Source organism: Pseudomonas sp. GW821-FHT09E12, from assembly GCF_059416085.1.
On record NZ_JBWKOM010000013.1, the window covers coordinates 1 to 20331 of the forward strand.

19 protein-coding genes are annotated in these 20331 nt (G+C 61.3%); 16 read left to right on the forward strand and 3 right to left on the reverse strand.

Translation table 11 applies throughout. The annotated features are described in order from the left end of the window. Positions 1-175 precede the first annotated feature (175 nt). Positions 176-1396, reverse strand: a complete 1221-nt coding sequence (locus AC07PQ_RS29215) for a CaiB/BaiF CoA transferase family protein (protein ID WP_007924229.1) — start codon at positions 1394-1396, stop codon at positions 176-178. A 13-nt stretch (positions 1397-1409) separates the two neighbouring features. Continuing rightward, positions 1410-2591, reverse strand: coding sequence for an acyl-CoA dehydrogenase (locus tag AC07PQ_RS29220; protein WP_007924234.1), 1182 nt, complete (start codon positions 2589-2591; stop codon positions 1410-1412). Positions 2592-2748: 157 nt separating this feature from the next. Here AC07PQ_RS29220 and AC07PQ_RS29225 point away from each other — a divergent pair, with 157 nt between their 5' ends. The 11 genes from AC07PQ_RS29225 (at position 2749) to AC07PQ_RS29275 (ending at position 12891) form a co-directional block, all read left to right on the forward strand. Continuing rightward, entirely contained in the window at positions 2749-3648 is a 900-nt protein-coding gene (locus AC07PQ_RS29225; RefSeq protein ID WP_493186672.1) for a LysR family transcriptional regulator, read from the forward strand. Between the two features lie 451 nt (positions 3649-4099). Continuing rightward, complete coding sequence (locus AC07PQ_RS29230; protein ID WP_493186673.1) at positions 4100-5221, forward strand: Re/Si-specific NAD(P)(+) transhydrogenase subunit alpha; 1122 nt, start codon at positions 4100-4102, stop codon at positions 5219-5221. Between the two features lie 15 nt (positions 5222-5236). Continuing rightward, positions 5237-5560 carry an NAD(P) transhydrogenase subunit alpha part 2 gene (locus tag AC07PQ_RS29235; RefSeq protein ID WP_003187010.1) on the forward strand — a complete coding sequence of 108 codons (324 nt, stop codon included), beginning with the start codon at positions 5237-5239 and terminating at the stop codon, positions 5558-5560. After that, the gene (locus AC07PQ_RS29240) at positions 5560-6996 is read left to right on the forward strand and encodes an NAD(P)(+) transhydrogenase (Re/Si-specific) subunit beta (protein ID WP_007924243.1); all 1437 of its coding nucleotides are present in this window, start codon (positions 5560-5562) and stop codon (positions 6994-6996) included. Before AC07PQ_RS29235 ends, AC07PQ_RS29240 begins: the two co-directional genes overlap by 1 nt. A 179-nt stretch (positions 6997-7175) precedes the next feature. Next, complete coding sequence (gene scpC, locus AC07PQ_RS29245) at positions 7176-8669, forward strand: succinyl-CoA:acetate CoA-transferase ScpC (RefSeq protein ID WP_493186674.1); 1494 nt, start codon at positions 7176-7178, stop codon at positions 8667-8669. Positions 8670-8988: 319 nt separating this feature from the next. Beyond that, positions 8989-9204, forward strand: a complete 216-nt coding sequence (locus AC07PQ_RS29250; protein WP_007924247.1) for a DUF1127 domain-containing protein — start codon at positions 8989-8991, stop codon at positions 9202-9204. A gap of 277 nt (positions 9205-9481) precedes the next feature. Then, positions 9482-9691, forward strand: a complete 210-nt coding sequence (locus AC07PQ_RS29255) for a DUF1127 domain-containing protein (protein ID WP_007924249.1) — start codon at positions 9482-9484, stop codon at positions 9689-9691. A 164-nt stretch (positions 9692-9855) separates the two neighbouring features. Then, complete coding sequence (locus AC07PQ_RS29260; RefSeq protein WP_007924251.1) at positions 9856-10173, forward strand: DUF2388 domain-containing protein; 318 nt, start codon at positions 9856-9858, stop codon at positions 10171-10173. Positions 10174-10279: 106 nt separating this feature from the next. Then, on the forward strand, positions 10280-10585 hold the full coding sequence (locus AC07PQ_RS29265) for a DUF2388 domain-containing protein (RefSeq protein WP_007924252.1): 306 nt from the start codon (positions 10280-10282) through the stop codon (positions 10583-10585). Positions 10586-10612: 27 nt separating this feature from the next. Then, on the forward strand, positions 10613-10933 hold the full coding sequence (locus AC07PQ_RS29270; protein WP_007924254.1) for a DUF2388 domain-containing protein: 321 nt from the start codon (positions 10613-10615) through the stop codon (positions 10931-10933). Then, positions 10930-12891 carry a DUF7844 domain-containing protein gene (locus AC07PQ_RS29275; protein ID WP_101336404.1) on the forward strand — a complete coding sequence of 654 codons (1962 nt, stop codon included), beginning with the start codon at positions 10930-10932 and terminating at the stop codon, positions 12889-12891. Before AC07PQ_RS29270 ends, AC07PQ_RS29275 begins: the two co-directional genes overlap by 4 nt. Positions 12892-12971: 80 nt before the next feature. On the opposite strand, the gene AC07PQ_RS29280 is transcribed toward AC07PQ_RS29275, so the two are convergent. Beyond that, the gene (locus AC07PQ_RS29280) at positions 12972-13373 is read right to left on the reverse strand and encodes a GFA family protein (RefSeq protein ID WP_053263266.1); all 402 of its coding nucleotides are present in this window, start codon (positions 13371-13373) and stop codon (positions 12972-12974) included. A 343-nt stretch (positions 13374-13716) separates the two neighbouring features. Here AC07PQ_RS29280 and AC07PQ_RS29285 point away from each other — a divergent pair, with 343 nt between their 5' ends. From AC07PQ_RS29285 to AC07PQ_RS29305, 5 genes are all read left to right on the forward strand, one after another. After that, on the forward strand, positions 13717-15024 hold the full coding sequence (locus AC07PQ_RS29285) for a CitMHS family transporter (RefSeq protein WP_007924260.1): 1308 nt from the start codon (positions 13717-13719) through the stop codon (positions 15022-15024). Positions 15025-15112: 88 nt separating this feature from the next. Continuing rightward, complete coding sequence (locus tag AC07PQ_RS29290) at positions 15113-15880, forward strand: TerC family protein (RefSeq protein WP_007924262.1); 768 nt, start codon at positions 15113-15115, stop codon at positions 15878-15880. A gap of 215 nt (positions 15881-16095) precedes the next feature. Further along, positions 16096-17754, forward strand: a complete 1659-nt coding sequence (locus AC07PQ_RS29295) for a Na/Pi cotransporter family protein (protein ID WP_493186675.1) — start codon at positions 16096-16098, stop codon at positions 17752-17754. A 56-nt stretch (positions 17755-17810) separates the two neighbouring features. After that, positions 17811-19196: a M16 family metallopeptidase gene (locus tag AC07PQ_RS29300; protein ID WP_493186676.1), complete on the forward strand. Its 1386-nt coding sequence runs from the start codon at positions 17811-17813 to the stop codon at positions 19194-19196. 61 nt (positions 19197-19257) lie between these two features. Next, positions 19258-20289: a DUF5924 family protein gene (locus tag AC07PQ_RS29305; protein WP_493186677.1), complete on the forward strand. Its 1032-nt coding sequence runs from the start codon at positions 19258-19260 to the stop codon at positions 20287-20289. Positions 20290-20331 lie beyond the last annotated feature (42 nt).

The following is a 20331-nucleotide window of genomic DNA, read 5'->3' on the forward strand; positions in this document are numbered from 1 at the left end:
CAAGGAGTTTTCCGTTTCGACTGCGCCGGAAGTGGGGCGAATTATAGACTTCCAGAATCTGCCGTCAACCCCTAATTTGCTTTTACTATGAATAAACCTGAAAACACCCCAAAAGGGGTGTTTTCAGGCCTCTTATATAGAAGGGATCAGATGTTCTCTATATAGAAGAGCGCATTCACACCACGCCCGAGGCTCGCAAGGCATCCACGGACTCAAGCTCAAGCCCCAGCACTCGCTGCAGAACCTGGGCGGTATGCTCTCCTAATAGAGGAGGCGCATAACGGTACTCGACCGGCGTCTCGGAGAGACGGATCGGACTCGCTACCTGAGGCACCAACCCCGCCAACGCATGAGGCAGCTCGATCGCCAACCCGCGCGCTTTGACCTGCGGGTCCTCGAACATCTGCGCCAGGTCGTTGATAGGGCCGCAAGGCACCCCCGCCTGCTCCAACTGGGCGACCCACTCAGCGGTGGTCTTGAACACCGTGGCCTGACGGATCAATGGAATCAGCACCGCCCGATTGGCAACCCGCAGCTTATTAGTCGCAAAGCGCGGATCGTCCGCCCACTGCGGTTGGCCCGCCACCTCGGCAAACTTGCGGAACTGCCCGTCATTCCCCACGGTAAGGATGAAATCGCCATCCGCCGTGGGAAAGTCCTGATAAGGCACGATATTCGGGTGAGCATTACCCAGGCGCTTGGGAGCGACTCCGGTGGTCAGGTAGTTCATCGCCTGGTTGGCCAGGCACGCAACCTGTACATCCAGCAACGCCATATCAATGTGCTGCCCACCGCCGTCATGCTGCCGGTGCGCCAATGCGGCAAGAATCGCCACAGTCGAGTACAACCCCGTCAGGATATCCGTCAATGCCACGCCGACCTTCACCGGCCCGGCGCCCTCATCCCCCTCGGGACGCCCGGTCAGGCTCATCAGCCCGCCCAGCCCCTGGATCATGAAGTCGTAGCCGGCACGCTTGGCATAAGGCCCCGTCTGGCCAAAGCCGGTAATGGAGCAATAGATCAGGTTAGGGTTGAGCGCCTTCAGCGACTGATAGTCCAACCCATAGGCCGCCAGACCGCCAACCTTGAAGTTCTCGATCAGAATGTCGGACTTGGCCGCCAACTCGCGCACCAGGCGCTGACCTTCCGGCCGAGTGAAGTCGATAGTCACCGATTGCTTGTTTCGGTTGGCCGACAGGTAATAGGCAGCCTCCGTAGTGTTCTCGCCATAGGCGTCCTTGAGGAAAGGCGGCCCCCAGGCGCGCGTATCGTCACCGTTACCCGGACGCTCGACCTTGATCACTTCGGCCCCCAGGTCCGCCAGGATCTGACCGGCCCAAGGCCCGGCCAGCACTCGCGACAAGTCCAGCACCCGCAAATGAGATAACGCGCCCATGGTCGTTCTCCTATCAGTAGAACGCCTGGATGCCGGTCTGCGCGCGCCCCAGGATCAGCGCATGGACATCATGGGTCCCCTCGTAGGTGTTCACCACTTCCAAGTTGACCAGGTGACGGGCGATGCCGAACTCGTCGGAGATGCCGTTACCGCCCAGCATGTCACGGGCCATGCGAGCGATGTCCAGCGACTTGCCGCAAGAGTTGCGCTTCATGATCGAGGTGATTTCCACCGCCGCCGTACCTTCATCCTTCATCCGGCCCAAACGCAGGCAGCCTTGAAGGGCGAGGGTGATCTCGGTCTGCATGTCCGCCAGTTTTTTCTGGATCAGTTGGGTAGCCGCCAGCGGGCGGCCGAATTGCTGACGGTCCAACGTGTATTGGCGAGCGGTGTGCCAGCAGAACTCGGCCGCACCCAGGGCGCCCCAGGAAATACCGTAGCGGGCAGAGTTCAGGCAGGTGAACGGACCTTTCAGACCCCGTACATCCGGGAAGATGTTCTCTTCCGGCACAAAGACGTTGTCCATGACGATTTCGCCGGTAATGGAAGCGCGCAGGCCGACCTTACCGTGAATCGCTGGAGCACTCAGACCTTTCCAACCTTTCTCCAGTACGAAGCCGCGGATATCCCCAGCATCGTCCTTAGCCCAGACCACGAACACATCAGCAATCGGGCTGTTGGTGATCCACATCTTGCTACCAGTCAGGCTGTAACCGCCATCGACCTTACGGGCACGGGAAATCATCGCGCCCGGGTCGGAGCCATGGTTAGGCTCGGTCAGACCAAAGCAGCCGATCCACTCGCCAGAGGCCAGCTTCGGCAAATACTTCTGCTTCTGGGCTTCGGTACCAAATTCATTGATCGGCACCATCACCAGGGAGGACTGCACGCTCATCATCGAGCGGTAGCCAGAGTCAACACGCTCCACTTCGCGGGCAATCAGGCCGTAGCAGACATAATTCAGACCACTGCCACCGTACTGTTCGGGAATGGTGGCACCCAGCAGGCCGACTTCGCCCATTTCGCGGAAGATCGCCGGGTCGGTCTTTTCATGACGGAAAGCTTCGAGCACACGCGGCGCCAGCTTGCCTTGAGCGAATTGCTCGGCACTGTCGCGCACCATGCGCTCCTCTTCAGTGAGCTGTTGATCCAGCAGAAGGGGATCGATCCAGTTGAAGCTTGCTTTACCGCCCATGAGTGAGTCCTCGTGAAGTAGGTCAACGTTCGTGGACTGATCCTAGGCCGGCTTTGCGGGCGCGGCAAACGAGGATTTCGCATACTGTTGTGCTAATTTCTCACTCCGTAACAGCCGAAAGTGGCTTTTAGCGATTCCATTAGTGAGATTGCCGTACATGCGCAGAAAGATCCCCAGCACTGCCGCCCTCGTCAGCTTCGAAGCCGCCGCCCGTCACGAGAGCTTTACCAAGGCGGCGCAGGAGCTTTCGCTGACCCAAGGTGCAATTTGCCGACAGATCGCCAGCCTGGAAGAGTTTCTCGGGGTCGAACTGTTCCGCCGGTCCCGACGCGGCGTCAAGCTGACCGAGGCGGGGCTCTCCTACAGCCGCCGCGTGGCGACTCAACTGGACGCAGTGGAACGCGACACGCTGTCCGTCATGGGCCAGCAGGGCGCCAATGTCATCGAGCTGGCAGTGGTCCCGACCTTTGGCACCCAATGGCTGTTGCCCCGACTCAAGGACTTTCAGCAGCGACACCCGGAAGTCACGGTCAACCTGACCAACCGCACCCGGCCTTTCCTGTTCGCCGATACCGACTTCGACGCCGCGATTTACTTTGGCGATGCCGACTGGTCGGGTACCCAATCCCATCGCCTGATGGGAGAAAACCCGATGCCGGTATGCAGCCCCGAAACCCTGGGCAACCGCACCCGGCTAAGCGCCGAAGAAATCGCCGAGTTGCCGCTGCTGCAGCAGACCACGCGCCCCTATGCCTGGCGGCAATGGTTCAACTCACAGCACCTGAATATCCCGCGAGACATGACAGGCCCGCGTTACGAACTATTCTCCATGCTGGCGCAAGCCGCCATGCACGACATGGGTATCGCCCTGATCCCGCCATTCCTTATTCAACGGGAGTTGAGGGAAAAGCGCCTGGTGATCGCTAACCCCGAAGCACTGGCGAGCATCAAGGCGTATTACCTGATGATTCCCGAGCGCAAGGTGGAATCAGCGTCCTTACGGGCTTTTCGTGATTGGCTGGTGGAACAGGCACAAGGCTACAGCCTTGAGAAATAGCAGGGCAGGGCGACAAACTGACTTCGTAGTCAGAAAAAACAAAACACTACAGATATAACTAAATGTCGCATTTAGGCAGACTGTATCGATAAGCGGAACAACCGTCCTATAAGTGCCTAACCACGCGGCTTATAGGGCTTTTTTAGGGCCATAAACGCCCATTCACATGAACAATGTGAAAAATGTTTTATTTTCCGTCGAAATCCTTACAAGGCACGGCTTACAAGGGATTGAGCCCTACCCTTGCGACATTCGGTCACGGGGTGACTTGTAGTTAATTTTCCGTCACCCCTCATAATCCCTTGAAGGGCGTAATGTTCGCCTGCAAAATGCCGCGCCCCGCCTTGATTCTGGCGGGATCGTGCTGATCGGCCGCCCCAGCTGCACCATCCGTAGTGCGCTGGCCTTCTAAAAAAGATCGAAAGCAATAAGATCACGCAGGAGATTTGACGTGCACATTGGTGTTCCTCTCGAGACCCAAACGGGTGAAACACGGGTTGCTGCAACCCCGGAAACCATCAAGAAACTGATCGGCCAGGGTCATAAAGTCACTGTGCAGAGCGGCGCCGGCATCAACGCCAGTGTTGTCGACAGTGCCTATGAAGCGGCAGGTGCAACCATTGGCAGCGCCAACGATGCATTCGGCGCGGAGCTGATTCTCAAGGTCGTGGCTCCCAGCGACAGCGAACTGACCCTGATCAAGAGCGGCACCGTCCTGGTGGGCATGCTCAATCCGTTCAGCAATGAAACCATTGCCAAGATGGCCGAACGCGGCATCACCGCCTTCGCCCTGGAAGCAGCGCCGCGTACCTCGCGGGCTCAGAGCCTGGATGTGCTGTCCTCGCAAGCCAACATCGCCGGTTACAAGGCGGTGCTGCTGGCTGCCCACTATTACCCGCGCTTCATGCCGATGCTGATGACCGCCGCGGGCACCGTGAAAGCCGCTCGCGTGCTGATTCTCGGTGCCGGCGTTGCCGGCCTGCAGGCCATCGCCACCGCCAAGCGCCTGGGCGCCGTGATCGAGGCCTCGGACGTGCGTCCGGCGGTCAAGGAACAGATCGAATCCCTGGGGGCCAAGTTCGTCGACGTGCCTTACGAGACCGATGAGGAGCGTGAATGCGCCGTCGGTGTCGGTGGCTACGCACGCCCGATGCCTGCCAGCTGGATGCAGCGCCAGGCCCAGGCCGTGCACGAACGCGCCAAGCAGGCCGATATCGTGATCACCACCGCCCTGATTCCAGGCCGCAAGGCGCCAGTACTGCTGAGCGCCGAAACCGTGGCCCAGATGAAGCCGGGATCGGTGGTCGTCGACCTCGCCGCGGCCCAGGGCGGCAACTGCCCGCTGACCGTGGCGGATCAGGTGGTGGTCGAGAATGGCGTGACCATCGTCGGCCCGACCAACCTGGCTGGCGCTGTCGCTGCCGACGCCTCGGCGCTGTACGCCCGCAACCTGCTGGACTTCCTGAAGCTCGTCTTCACCAAAGAAGGTCAGTTCGAGGTCAACCTAGAAGACGACATCGTCGCCGCGTGCCTGATGTGCCGCGACGGCCAAGTCATCCGTAAAAACGCCTAAGCAGGGATTCAGACGATGGAAGAGCTTATCTCCCCCGGTATCTACAACCTGATCATCTTCGTGCTGGCGATTTATGTCGGTTATCACGTGGTCTGGAACGTTACACCCGCACTGCACACGCCGCTGATGGCGGTGACCAACGCCATTTCGGCGATCGTGATCGTCGGCGCCATGCTGGCCGCCGCCCTGACTGTGACGCCGCTGGGCAAGACCATGGGCACGCTGGCCGTGGCCCTGGCCGCGGTCAACGTGTTCGGCGGCTTCCTGGTAACCCGCCGCATGCTTGAGATGTTCAAGAAAAAAGCCCCGAAAGCCGTAAAAGAAGAGGCGCCCAAGTAATGAGCATGAATCTGGTAACGACGCTCTACCTGATCGCGTCGATCTGCTTTATCCAGGCCCTCAAAGGCCTGTCGCACCCGACCTCCTCGCGCCGCGGCAACCTGTTCGGTATGCTCGGCATGGCCCTGGCGATCGTCACCACCGTCGGCCTGGTATTCAAGCTCGGCGCGGAGCTGGCGACCGTTGGCATCGGCTACGTGATTGTCGGCCTGCTGATCGGTGGCACCGCCGGCTCGATCATGGCCAAGCGCGTGGAAATGACCAAGATGCCGGAGCTGGTGGCCTTCATGCACAGCATGATCGGTCTGGCTGCGGTGTTCATTGCCATCGCCGCCGTGGTCGAGCCGCAGTCCCTGGGCATCGTCAAGCAACTGGGTGATGCGATTCCGGCCGGTAACCGCCTGGAGCTGTTCCTCGGCGCGGCCATCGGTGCCATCACCTTCTCCGGTTCGGTGATCGCCTTCGGCAAGCTGTCGGGCAAGTACAAGTTCCGCCTGTTCCAGGGCGCACCGGTACAGTTCGGCGGCCAACACAAGCTGAACCTGGTTCTCGGCCTGGCGACCCTGGGCCTGGGCGTGACCTTCATGCTCACCGGCAACCTCGGCGCCTTCGCCCTGATGCTGGTCCTGGCCTTCGTGCTGGGCGTGCTGATCATCATCCCGATCGGCGGTGCCGACATGCCGGTGGTGGTGTCGATGCTCAACAGTTACTCGGGCTGGGCGGCGGCGGGGATCGGCTTCTCGCTGAACAACTCGATGCTGATCATCGCCGGCTCCCTGGTGGGTTCGTCCGGTGCGATCCTGTCGTACATCATGTGCAAGGCGATGAACCGTTCGTTCTTCAACGTACTGCTTGGCGGCTTCGGCAACACTGCAGACGCTGGCGGCCCGGCGGGCGCGCAAGAAGCCCGCCCGGTGAAGTCCGGCTCGGCCGACGACGCGACCTTCCTGCTGACCAACGCCGACACCGTGATCATCGTTCCGGGTTACGGCCTGGCAGTCGCGCGGGCACAGCACGCACTGAAGGAACTGACCGAGAAACTGGTACACCGTGGCGTGACCGTGAAGTACGCGATCCACCCGGTAGCAGGGCGCATGCCCGGCCACATGAACGTGCTGCTGGCCGAGGCCGAAGTACCGTACGACCAGGTGTTCGAGATGGAAGACATCAACTCCGAGTTCGGCCAGGCCGACGTGGTGCTGGTGCTCGGCGCCAACGACGTGGTCAACCCGGCGGCGAAGAACGATCCGAAATCGCCGATCGCCGGCATGCCGATTCTCGAGGCGTTCAAGGCCAAGACCATCATCGTCAACAAGCGTTCGATGGCCAGCGGCTATGCCGGCCTGGACAACGAACTGTTCTACCTGGACAAGACCATGATGGTGTTCGGCGACGCCAAGAAAGTCATCGAAGACATGGTCAAAGCCGTCGAGTAAACCTGCTCCAGCGCAACACCCAAGACCTCAGCCTTTAGTAGGCTGGGGTTTTTTATTTCCCGCACAAACCCGACAAAAGGCTCTAAATCGCGGCCTTTCATTCGACCTTGGTAGCGGGACGAATTTTTTTGAAATCACTAGACTGCGCATCTTGCTTCCGCTGCCCGAGATAACAATCCATGTACCGTGATCGTATCCGCTTGCCTTCGTTGTTGGATAAGGTGATGAGCGCCGCCGACGCTGCCGCTCTGATTCAGGACGGCATGACCGTCGGCATGAGCGGTTTCACCCGCGCCGGCGAAGCCAAGGCCGTGCCCCATGCGTTGGCCGAGCGCGCCAAGGTAACCCCACTGAAAATCAGCCTGATGACCGGCGCCAGCCTGGGCAATGACCTCGACAAGCAACTCACCGAGGCCGGTGTCCTGGCCCGACGCATGCCGTTCCAGGTCGACAGTACCCTGCGCAAGGCGATCAATGCCGGCGAGGTGATGTTCATCGACCAGCACCTGTCGGAAACCGTGGAACAGTTGCGCAACCAGCAGCTCAAGCTGCCGGACATCGCCGTCATCGAAGCCGTGGCGATCACCGAGCAGGGCCATATCGTGCCGACCACCTCGGTGGGCAACTCCGCCAGTTTCGCAATCTTCGCCAAGCACGTGATCGTCGAGATCAACCTGGCGCACAACCCGAACCTGGAAGGTCTGCACGACATCTATATCCCGACCTACCGGCCGACCCGCACGCCCATCCCGCTGGTGAAGGTCGACGACCGTATCGGCAGCACCGCCATCCCGATCCCGGCGGAGAAGATCGTCGCGATCGTCATCACCAACCAGGCGGACTCGCCATCCACCGTCTCGACCCCTGACAGCGAAACCCAGGGGATCGCCAATCACCTGATCAACTTCTTCAAGCAGGAAGTGGACGCTGGCCGCATGAGCAACAAGCTCGGCCCGCTGCAGGCAGGCATCGGCAATATCGCCAACGCGGTGATGTGCGGCCTGATCGAATCGCCGTTCGAAGACCTGACCATGTACTCCGAAGTGCTGCAGGACTCGACTTTCGACCTGATCGACGCCGGCAAGCTGAGCTTCGCCTCAGGCAGCTCGATCACCCTGTCGAGCCGCCGCAACGCCGATGTGTTCGGCAACCTGGAGCGTTACAAGGACAAGCTGGTACTACGCCCGCAGGAGATCTCCAACCACCCGGAAGTGGTGCGTCGCCTGGGCATCATCGGCATCAACACCGCCCTGGAGTTCGACATCTACGGCAACGTCAACTCCACCCACGTCTGCGGCACGCGGATGATGAACGGCATCGGTGGTTCGGGTGACTTCGCGCGCAACGCGCACCTGGCGATCTTCGTCACCAAGTCCATTGCCAAAGGCGGGGCGATTTCCAGCGTGGTGCCGATGGTCAGTCACGTCGACCACACCGAGCACGACGTCGACATCCTGGTGACCGAGATCGGCCTGGCCGACCTGCGTGGTCTGGCGCCACGGGAGCGGGCACGGGTAATCATCGACAACTGTGTACACCCGGACTATCGCCAGCCCCTGAATGACTACTTCACCGCCGCCTGCGCCCTGGGCGGTCACACGCCGCACATCCTGCGCGATGCCCTGCGCTGGCACATGAACCTGGAAGAAACCGGGCGCATGCTCGCTGTGTGATGGGTACAGTCGATGGCTGACGCAAGCACAGTTGCGTCAGCTCATCGACAACCCTTAAACACTTGTCAAAAACTGTACTGCTGTACCGGTCTTTTACCCCCTCAAAACCCTACCTTTTTCAAGAAAACATCCGAAAGCGCACCTAAATGGTGCCGACAGGTACAGTTGCATCATTTCCGAACAGTACAGCACCTATAAACAGTTAACTGGTCCCTCACAATACAGATGAACTGTATCTAGAGAGACTGGCGCGAGAGGAGGATCATGGGCACCAGTTAAACCACTACCTAATCCCGCCACAAGCGGAAGGATGCACACCATGGAACGTACACTCAGTTCCGAACTGTTCTTCGAAGACAAAGCTGCAAAAACCCAGGCTTCCCTGCCTCTGCGCGTTCTCGCCAACCTGATGCTGTGGCAGCGCCGCATCTCCAGCCGCCACCAACTGGCTCGCCTGGATTCGCGTCTGCTGGCTGACGCAGGTATCAGCGAAGCTCAACGCTACGAAGAGCTGAGCAAGCCGTTCTGGCGCTAAGTTAGCGTCGCTGGCTCTGACCCACCGGGTCCACCGCCAGCACCCCGAATTGAAAAAACGAAACCCGTCGCGGGCAACCGCGACGGGTTTTGTCGTTTAAGGCCTGGCACTGCCGGAAGCCGCCGGTACAGAAAGGGTATGGCTCGACAGATACAGTTTAAATATAAATAGAACTGAACCAGTACAATTTTATACCGGTGTATCTGTATGCATGCCTGCATGAATAGCAACATGGTGTCCCAAGTCCCTGACTTCGGCCTGCCGAAAGGACCGCACCATGAACCACATACCAGGACGTATCGCACCTCTCAGCTTTTCCCATCCTCAGATAAGCGTGTGGAAACGCTTGTACCGCGCCTTGTGCCAGATGCAGCAGAACGCCCGAACACGTCGTGTGCTGGCAGGGCTCAACGATCAGCAATTATCCGATGTAGGTATCAGCCACAGCGATCGCATGGCCGAACTGGATAAGCCCTTCTGGCGCTAGTTCGCACCAGGACAGCAGAAGAGGGCTATTCGAACAGATGGGGTGGGCCTAATATCCGATAGCGTGTAGCGATTTTCCTGAAGGGGCTTCTGATTCATCTGCCCCACAGTGACTACCCGGTGCCCACTCAGCACCACCCTATCTGTTATCAAGGAGTTTTACCTATGTCCCGTCTTCGCCTGCTCAGCGCTGCTGCCTTGCTGGCCTTGGCCTCCAACGCCCACGCCTCCAGCTTTATCGTTACCACCGATGCGGTAGTCGGCGCACTCAAGGCCACTTCCGATGCGACTTCCGACGTCACATCCTCGTTCCGTGACAACAAAATCGTGCGCGCCGCTCGTGACGATGCCGCCAGTTTTGTCGCTACCGAAGGCGCCATTCGCGGTGTGAAGCTGGAAAGCGCGTTTGACCACATCCGCCAGCAGTTGCCACAACTGAGCGCTACTGACGCCCAACTCGCTCAGGCCATCCTGACGATCTGACCCCCGGTCCGGTGACGGGTGCGCCAACGCACCCGAAACCCTGGGCGCTGGCTCTCGCCCGGGCATTGCGCTAGCCTTGCCGCTGGTTTTCCAGCTGTCGAGACTCATGCGTTTTTCCACCTTGCTTACCGTCCCTTCGTTGATTGTCCTGTGTTGGACTGGCTCGGCCGCTGCTTTCGACCTGAGCACGCAAGGCCTGGTCATCACGGGCTACGCCACCAGCAAAGTGACCTCCGCGCCTTTCGACAACAAACGCGTACTGGCGGCCCAGGATGATGCCGCGGCGTTCATTGCCACTGACGGCCACCTGCGCGGAGCCCGGCTGGAATCAGCCCTGAAATACCTGCGTAAAACCCAGCCACAACTTCATGTCGGCGACCTTGAACTGGCGCAGGCAATTCTCGTCCAATAACTATCCCTGTCATCCCGGAGTCGTTCCATGCGTAGCCCGCTGATTGCTGCCACCCTTGGCCTGTTGCTGTTGGCTGATGTGGCCCAGGCGCAAACCCTGGTAGCCACCAGTAACATCATCGTTCGAGCCTTTGGTCGTACCATCGATTTCACCTCGGACACCACCACCTCCATCCGCGACTCGAAAATCGTACGTGCCGCCCATGACGACGCCGCCAGCTTCGTCGCCAGCGACGGCGATATTCGTGGCGCCCAACTGGAAGCCGCCTTCGATACCTTGCGTAACCGTGTGCCGCAAGCCCGCGGCGCCAGTGATCAGGTGCTCGCCGAAGCCATCCTCGCACTGTGAGGCCGCTCGCCGCCTGGCTGCTGGGCGCAGCGCTGTTACTCCTGGGCAACAGCGCTCAGGCCGGCCTGCAACTGCGGCTCAAGACCGAAGGCTTGAGCCCGGAGCAGCAGCACGCCAGCCAGGCGCTGCTGGATGAAGCGATGCAAGCGCTGCCGCCGCGCTTCATCGAACAACTGGACCGTCGCATCGATGTCGGCTGGACCGACGACATGCCTCACAACGCCTACGGCCAGGCATCGCTGGTCGACGAACTCGACCTGAATCGCAAACTGCTGGCCAGCCTCACCGACGGCAGCGCGGCCACCCAGAAAACCCATCGCCCCCATGGCACCGTGCGCCGGGAAATGCTCGCCACCGTGCTGCACGAACTCACCCATATTTATGACCGTTCGCGCCTGTGGTCGGGCGCCGAACGCACGCTGATCCAGCGCTGCAGCCGCCAGAACAGTGCCTCGGGCCTGATCGGGCTGCCAGACCAGTGCCGTGGCCAGACCGCGCGCCGCTTCACCCTCAGCGACGACCCGCGCCTGCTCGACCTCGCCGGCTGGCCGCAATACGTTGGCCGCCGCGGCGAACGCGAGCAGTACAACCGCCAGGTCGCCCGCAGCCCGGATATCTACGAAACGACCAACCCCAAAGAGTTCGTCGCGGTGAACATGGAGTACTTCCTCCTGGACCCGAGCTACGCCTGCCGCCGACCGGCGCTGTACCGTTATTACCAGGAACACTTCGGCTGGGCACCGAAGGCCAAGGACACCTGCGCCCAGTCCTTCGCCTTCCTCAATGCCGGCAACGACTTCGCCAAGCAACCGCTGGGCAAGGTCGACCCGGAGCGGGTCTATGCCGTGGATTACCTGCTGGCCGAGGCCAACCAGAACTGGGTCAGCCGCTGGGGGCACAGTATGTTGCGCCTGGTGATCTGCGCGCCTGGCCGGCCGCGCGGGCCGGATTGCCGGCTGGATCTCGAGCAGCACCTGGTGCTGTCCTACCGCGCCTTTGTCGGTGACGTGCAGCTGTCGAGCTGGGACGGCCTGGTCGGCAAATACCCGTCCCGCCTGTTTATCCTGCCATTGGCCCAGGTCATCGATGAATACACCAAGACCGAGCTGCGCAGCCTGGCTTCGGTGCCGCTGAACCTGTCGCGCAACGAGATCGAAGAAGTGGTCGAGCGTGCCGCCGAGATGCACTGGAGCTACGACGGCAACTATTACTTCCTGTCCAACAACTGCGCCGTGGAAAGCCTGAAGCTGCTGCGCAGCGGCAGCAACAATGCCCAGCTCACCGGGCTCGACAGCATCATGCCCAACGGCCTGCTGGAAGTGCTCAAGGGCCGCGGCCTGGCCGACACCAGCGTATTGGACGATCCTCGCGAAGCCTTGCGCCTGGGGTATCGCTTCGACTCCTTCCGCGACCGCTACCAGGCGATGTTCGAGGTGTTGAAAAAGCACCTGCCAATCAAACAGAACAGCGTCGAAGACTGGCTGTCCCTGAGTGCCGCGCAGCGTCGCCAGTGGTTCGACCAGGCGGACCTGCGCACCAGCGCCGCCTTGCTGCTGCTCGAACAGGCGAGCTTCCGGCGCCAGCTGCTGCTGGCCCAGGATGAGGTCAAGCAGCGTTATCTGGGGGCTCGCGAGCTGCAGAACGGCGGCATGGACAAGGCCAACAAGACTCTGCAGGAAATCCTCGCCAACAGTGGCTTCCTCAGTCGCCCGGCCGAATTGCTCGGTAGCAGCGGTTATGGCTTGCCGCAGCCGAGCGAATGGCAACGCCTGGAAGCGGAAAGCAGCCTGCGCCAGAAACAGCTGCAAGCCCTGACCGGCGATCTGGACAAGGAAGTGCGCGCGTTGCTGGAGCCGAGCCGCGCTGCCGAAATCGCCGCCAACGAGGCCAACCTGAAACAGGTCGGCGAACATCTGCGGGCCCTGCACAAAGCCGCGGGCGGGCTGGAACTGCCCTGACGTCAAAAGCTTCGCAGGCAAGCCTCGCTCCTACGAGAATGCGCAGGAAGGAGGCTTGCCCGCGAAGCGATCCCACAACCTTACAACGTCTCCTCGGCCTCTCCCGGCAACTGCTCATCCAGGTGCAGCCAGGGCAAACGGCTGTCGGTCCAGATATGCCGCTCGGCCGGCGCCAGCTCCGGATGGTCCAGGGTGGCGATGGTCACATCGATGCTGTCCGGGCTCAATTGGGTGACCAGCGCCAGATGCGCTCCGCAGTTCGGGCAGAAATACCGCGCACAACCGGGCGAAGAGTCGTAGCGGGCCGGCGTCCCGGCCAGCCACTGGAAAGCCTGGCGGGGCAGGGTGATCCAGGTAGTCACCAGGCCGCCGCTGACCCGCCGGCAGATCGAACAATGGCAATGGGCGATATCGCACAATGGCCCGCTGAACTGATAACGCAGCTGGCCGCAGTGGCAACCGCCGGTGTGCAACAGGCTCATACGAGGACCTCCCTGCGACTGTTCCGGAAAACTCGGCCAACGGGCCGATCTGGTTGTTTTTTGACCGCACGTCGGCTCGCGACGCATCCACTCATTGCTTTCTACAACGAAAGGTAGCTGAAAGCTTCCGCGATTAGGATCGCCTCCACTGCCGGCAACAGACCGGTTGGCCAATGGGCGTTTTTGCGCCTCCAGGCCCAATTAACAACAACAATGGTGATTCTGATGTCCGTTCGTACCCGCCTTTTCGTCCCGCTTCCTCCAGCCCGTCCCGCGCTTCCCGTTCTGCGCTGACCCCATCCGGTTCGCCATTCCCTAGCCGCGCTACGCCTGGAGTATTCCCATGCTGACTTTCCTTGGCTTCGCCATGGTCATCACCTTCATGTTCCTGATCATGACCAAGCGCCTGTCCGCGCTGATCGCCCTGATCATCGTTCCTATCCTGTTCGCGCTGTTCGGCGGCTTCGCCCCGAAGATCGGCCCGATGATGCTCGAAGGCATCACCAAGCTGGCGCCGACCGGCGTGATGCTGATGTTCGCCATCCTGTATTTCGCCCTGATGATCGACTCCGGCCTGTTCGACCCGGCCGTGCGCAAGATCCTCAAACTGGTCAAGGGTGACCCGCTCAAAGTCTCGGTCGGTACCGCCGTGCTCGCGCTGGTGGTGTCCCTGGACGGCGACGGTGCCACCACCTACATGATCTGCGTGGCGGCCATGCTGCCGCTGTACAGCCGCATCGGCATGAGCCCGCGAATCATGGCCGGCCTGATCATCCTGGCCGGCGGCGTGATGAACATGACCCCCTGGGGTGGCCCGACCGCCCGTGCCGCCAGTGCGCTGCATGTCGACCCGTCGGACATCTTCGTGCCGATGATCCCGGCGATGCTGGCCGGCGTGGTGGCAATCCTGGCAATCGCCTACATGTACGGCAAGCGCGAACGGGCGCGCCTGGGCGAACTGCACCTGCAGGGCGACGAGATCGACCACAGCGAAATCAGCGTTTCGCAGTTCCCGGATGCTCGTCGTCCGAAGCTGATCTGGTTCAACGGCGCCCTGACCTTCGCCCTGATGTGCGCACTGATCGCCGGCCTGTTGCCGCTGCCTGTGCTGTTCATGGTGGCCTTCAGTATCGCGATGATCGTCAACTACCCGTGCCTGCAACAGCAGAAGGATCGCGTCGCGGCCCATGCCGGCAGCGTGCTGGCGGTGGTCGGGCTGATCTTCGCCGCCGGCATCTTCACCGGCATCCTGTCCGGTACCGGCATGGTCGATGCCATGTCCAAGAGCCTGCTGGCGGTGATTCCGGATGCACTGGGCCCGTACCTGGCGGTGATCACCGCGCTGGTGAGCATGCCGTTCACCTTCTTCATGTCCAACGACGCCTTCTATTACGGTGTGTTGCCAGTCCTCGCCGAGGCCGCCAGTCACTACGGCATCACCGCGGTGGAAATGGCACGTGCCTCGATCGTCGGCCAACCCGTGCACTTGCTGAGCCCGCTGGTACCATCCACCTACCTGCTGGTAGCCCTGGCCGGTATCGAGTTCGGCGATCACCAGCGCTTCACCCTCAAGTGGGCAGTGCTGGTTTGCCTGTGCATAATGTTCGCCGCCTTGCTGATGGGGATTTTTCCGCTGTTCAGCACTCTATAAAAAGCAATTGACTCACCGCGCCGGCCGCTAGACTTCGTTCTCGGAAATCTTGACTGGCGCGGTACAACACTCGCTCAAAGGAATACACATGGAATGGCTGACCAACCCGGAAATCTGGGTTGCCTTCTTTACCCTGACCGCCCTGGAAATCGTCCTGGGTATCGATAACATCATCATGATCTCGATCCTGGTCAGCCGCATGCCCAAGCACATGCAGGCACGGACCCGGATTTTCGGTCTGGCGCTGGCCATGATCACGCGGATCCTCCTGTTGCTGTCGATCACCTGGGTCATGCGCCTGACCGCCGACCTGTTCGTGGTCTTCGGCCAGGGTATTTCCGGGCGTGACCTGATCCTGTTCTTCGGTGGCCTGTTCCTGCTCTGGAAGAGCTCCCAGGAGATGTACCACTCCCTGGAAGGCGAGGACGAAACCGCGGAAGAGCCAGGCGGCAAGGGCGGCAACTTCCTCTACACCATCATCCAGATCGCGATCATCGACATCGTGTTCTCCCTGGACTCGGTGATCACCGCCGTCGGCATGGTCTCCCATGTACCGGTCATGGTCGCGGCGATCATCGTCGCGGTGCTGGTGATGATGCTGGCTTCGGGCACCATCAGCGAGTTCATCGACAAGCACCCGTCGCTGAAGATGCTGGCGCTGTCGTTCCTGCTGGTGGTCGGTACCGTACTGATCGCCGAGGCGTTCGAAGTGCACGTGCCAAAAGGCTACGTCTACTTCGCCATGGCCTTCTCGCTGGCGGTGGAGGCGATCAACATCAAGATGCGCACCGCCATCGCGAAAAAGAAAAAGCAGCAGGACCCGGTGAAACTGCGCAAGGACATCCCGGGTCAATAACCCGAGAGCGCAGCAGGAAAAGGGGCTTTCGAGCCCCTTTTTCACGCCTGCAGAAAGTCGTTTTCTTTATGACAGTTTTGTTTCAATCGCCGCGTCAGCTATGCGATGCTGGCGCACAGACCGTTAGCCAACTACAGCTTAAGTACAGAACGTAGAACAACGCGCGGCACCGTTAACTTGCCCCTCTGGGGCGCTATTCACCACAGGGGGCCGTTATGCTCACCCTGCTCAATTTGCTGTCCGCCGTGGCCTTGCTGATCTGGGGCACGCATATCGTCCGCACCGGCATCCTGCGGGTCTATGGCTCGAACCTGCGCCACCTGATCGGCCAGAACATGGCCAAGCGTCCGTTGGCTTTCATCGCCGGGATCCTGGTCACCGCCATGGTCCAGAGCAGCAACGCCACGGCGATGCTGGTCACCTCGTTCGTCGGCCAGGGGCTGATGGCCCTGACACCCGCCCTGGCAACCATGCTCGGCGCCGACGTCGGCACCGCGCTGATGGCCCGGGTACTGACCTTCGACCTGTCCTGGCTGTCGCCGCTGCTGATCTTTCTCGGGGTGATCTTCTTCCTGTCGCGCAAACAGACCCGCGCCGGCCAGCTCGGGCGGGTAGGGATCGGCCTGGGGCTGATTATCCTGGCGCTGCAATTGATCGTCGAAGCCGCCGCGCCCATCACCCATGCCCAGGGCGTGAAAGTCCTGTTCGCCTCGCTGACCGGCGACATCCTGCTCGATGCCCTGATGGGCGCGCTGTTCGCCATGATTTCCTACTCCAGCCTGGCGGCCGTGCTGCTCACCGCGACCCTGGCCGGCGCCGGCGTGATCAGCCTGCCGGTGGCCATCGGCCTGGTGATCGGCGCCAACATCGGCAGCGGGGTGCTGGCTTTCCTCAGCACCAACATGCAGAACGCCGCCGGCCGCCAGGTGGCGCTGGGCAGCCTGCTGTACAAACTGATTGGCCTGGTGCTGATCATTCCGGTGCTCGACCCGCTCGCCCACTGGATGGACAGCCTGGACTTCAGCCCGCAAGAAGTGGTGATCGGTTTCCACTTGCTCTACAACACCCTGCGTTGCCTGGTACTGCTACCGACGGTCGGGCCGATGGCCAAGGTCTGCACCTGGTTGCTGCCGGAACGCCCGGAAACCAATGGCCGGGCCAAGCCTCGCCACCTCGATCCGACCGCCCTGGCCACCCCCAGCCTGGCCCTGGCCAACGCGGCGCGGGAAACCCTGCGCATCGGCGACCAGGTCGAAACCATGCTCGAAGCTGTGCGCGATGTGCTGCACGGCAAGCAGACCGCGGTCACCCAGGAAATGCGCAACCTCAACGACGATGTTGAAGTGCTCTATAACGCGATCAAACTCTACCTGGCGCAGATGCCCCGGGAAGACCTGGGCGAGCAGGACAGCCGGCGCTGGGCCGAGATCATCGAACTGGCGATCAACCTGAAACTGGCCAGCGACCTGATCGAACGCATGCTGCGCAAGGTCCAGCAGCAGAAGACCGCGCAGCGTCGCTCCTTTTCCGAAGTCGGCCTGGAAGAACTGGCCGGCCTGCATGAACAGCTGATCGCCAACCTGCGCCTGGGGCTTTCGGTGTTTCTCAGCGCCGATCCGGAAAGCGCGCGCCAGCTGCTGCGGGAAAAACGCCGCTTTCGCGCTCAAGAACGTCGCCTGGCCCATGCCCATGTCAGCCGTCTGCAACGTAAAATCGTCCAGAGCATCGAGACCAGCTCGCTGCATCTGGAACTGATCGCCGATATGAAGCGCCTGAATTCGCTGTTCTGCGGCAGCGCCTATGTGGTGCTGGGTTCCTCCGAAACCGGCGCGCTCGCCGTGGACGATATGGCTGACATCACCCATTCACCCTGAACGTCCACAGTTACCCGAAGTCTGTAGAACTTACGCCCGTCGTAAGGAAGCCCGTTATGCGTTGCCTGTTATTCGCCTGTCTGCTGCTCGGATCAGCCCACTCGTTTGCCCTGGATCGCTTCCAGGTCGAGGGCTACATGCTGCCCAACGGCCTGCAGTTGCTGCTCAAGCCGGGCAACGTGCGCGGCCATGTGGCGATTCGCCTGGTGGTCGGGGTAGGGCTGGACGACTTCGGCTGCGCCGACAAGGAACTGCCGCATGTGCTCGAACACCTGCTGTTCAGCGGCATCGACGCCAGCGGCGAGGGCGGGCTGGAGGAACGCATGCAAGCCCTGGGCGGCGAGTGGAATGCCTACACCAGCAATGCCGACACCACCTTCGTCATCGAGGCCCCGGCGAAAAACCAGCGCAAGGTGCTGGACCTGCTGCTGGCCCTCTTGACCCGCACCGAACTCGACGACACTGCCTTGCAAACGGCGAAACGGGTGGTCGAGCGCGAGGACGGCGGGCACTACTCACACCTGCAACGCTGGCTGGACCGCCAGGACCTGGGCCATACCGCCAGTAACCAGCTGGCGGTGGAGCTGGGCCTGAAGTGCGCCGAACGGGCCGAGGTCGATCAATTGACCCTGGAACAGCTGGAGCAGCTGCGCAAGGACTGGTACGCGCCGAACAATATGACCCTGATCGTCGTCGGCGACCTTGACCGCCTGTTGCCGGCCTACCTGGAACGCAGCTACGGCGCGCTGGAACCGGTGGAGCCCAGCGAGCACCAGGGCCTGCCGGACATTCAACAAACGGCCGCCGCCGAGCGCAGCCTGATCCACGGCTGGGTCGGCGACAGCGCCAAGCTGCACTGGCTGTTCCCCGAGCCGACCCTCGACCGGCAGCACGATGAAACCTTCGATCTGCTCAAGGATTACCTGGACTGGGCGCTGTACCAGAAACTGCGCCTGCAACATGAGCTGTCCTACGGGCCGAACAGCGAACGCGAGGTGTTCGGCGGCGTCGGCTTTCTCAGCCTGAATGCCGACCTGGAGCGCGCGGACGTCCCCCAGGCCCGGCAAACGATCGACGAGCTCAAGGCGCAACTGCTCAAGGACGGCCTGGAGCCGGCGACCTTCGCCCGTCTGCAACAGGCCGCCATTGCTCGCCAGGCCTGGGCGGTACAGGGCAATAGCGCCCTGGCGGACTACTACTGGGGCGCCTTGAGCGACTATGCGGACGGGCGTTTCAGCGATCCGGCCAAGCGCCTGCAAGCCGTCAGCCTGAAGCAGGCCAACCAGGCCATGCGCCAACTGCTGGAACAGCCCGGCTACCTGCGGATCGAAAAACCGCTGCTGAGCTATGCGGCCTTGAGCGGGCTGATCCTCGGCGTACTGTTATTGATTGTTCTGGCGCTGTTCGGCGGGCGGGCTTATCGCAAACGAATCCGTGCCTGATGCGTCTTTTGTCATGCTAAACCGTTATTCTGTCGGGGATTTTTTCTAGTGTGATCGCCGAATGCCAAACCTGACTCATTACATGCAGCGCATCCTGGAACTGATGAAGCGCTACCCAGGGGTCATTGCGCTCGGCGGTTTCATTTCCGGTGTCGGCAGTTTCATCCTGGTGGACCGCCAACAGGGCCTGGCCACCTGGATCGCCGTGATCATGCTGGTGAGCTGGATCTGGCTGATGCTGGAAAACAGCCTGACCCAGCTGTTCACCAGGATCTTCAAGCGGGAAATCCCCCAGCCGCTGCTGCGTTACGCAACGCAGATGATTCACCAGGAAAGCCTGTTTTTCGTCCTGCCGTTCTTCTTCATCACCACCGCCTGGAACAGCGGGCAGCTGGTATTCACCGGCCTGCTGGGCGCCTCGGCGCTGGTCTCGATCATCGACCCGCTGTACTACAAATGGCTGGCCCCACGCCGCTGGCTGTTCCTCGCCCTGCACACCCTGACGCTGTTCGCCGCGTTGCTGACCGCGCTGCCGATCATCCTGCACCTGACCACCGCGCAGAGCTTCAAGCTGGCCCTGGGCATCGCCATGCTGCTGTCGTTCCCCAGCCTTGCGTCGATCTTCCCGATCCGCAACCTGCGCGGCGCGCTGATGCTGCTGGGCATGACCCTGGCCATCGGCGGCACTGGCTGGCTGCTGCGCTCCTGGGTTCCGCCGGCGACCTTGTGGATCGCCGAGGAAGCCATCAGCACCCAGTTGCAGGACCGCACCCCCGGCGCCAGCCTCAAGGAGGTCAGCACCAACGACGTGCGCAGCGCCGGGCTGTATGCCTACACCGCGATCAATGCGCCGCGCGGGCTGGACGAGCGCATTTATCACGTCTGGCAATTCAACGGTAAAGAGGTCGACCGAGTGGCCCTGGACATCCACGGCGGGCGCAAGGAGGGCTACCGCGCCTGGTCGCACAAGCAGAACTTCCCCGGCGATCCGACCGGCAGCTGGCAGGTCCGGGTGCTGACCGAAGACGGGCAGGTGATCGGCGTGCTGCGCTTCAAGATCACCGGCACCAACGGGCAAGACTCAGCACCTTAGTACAAGGCAAAGTCGTCTCGATCGTGGTATTACGTAGCACTG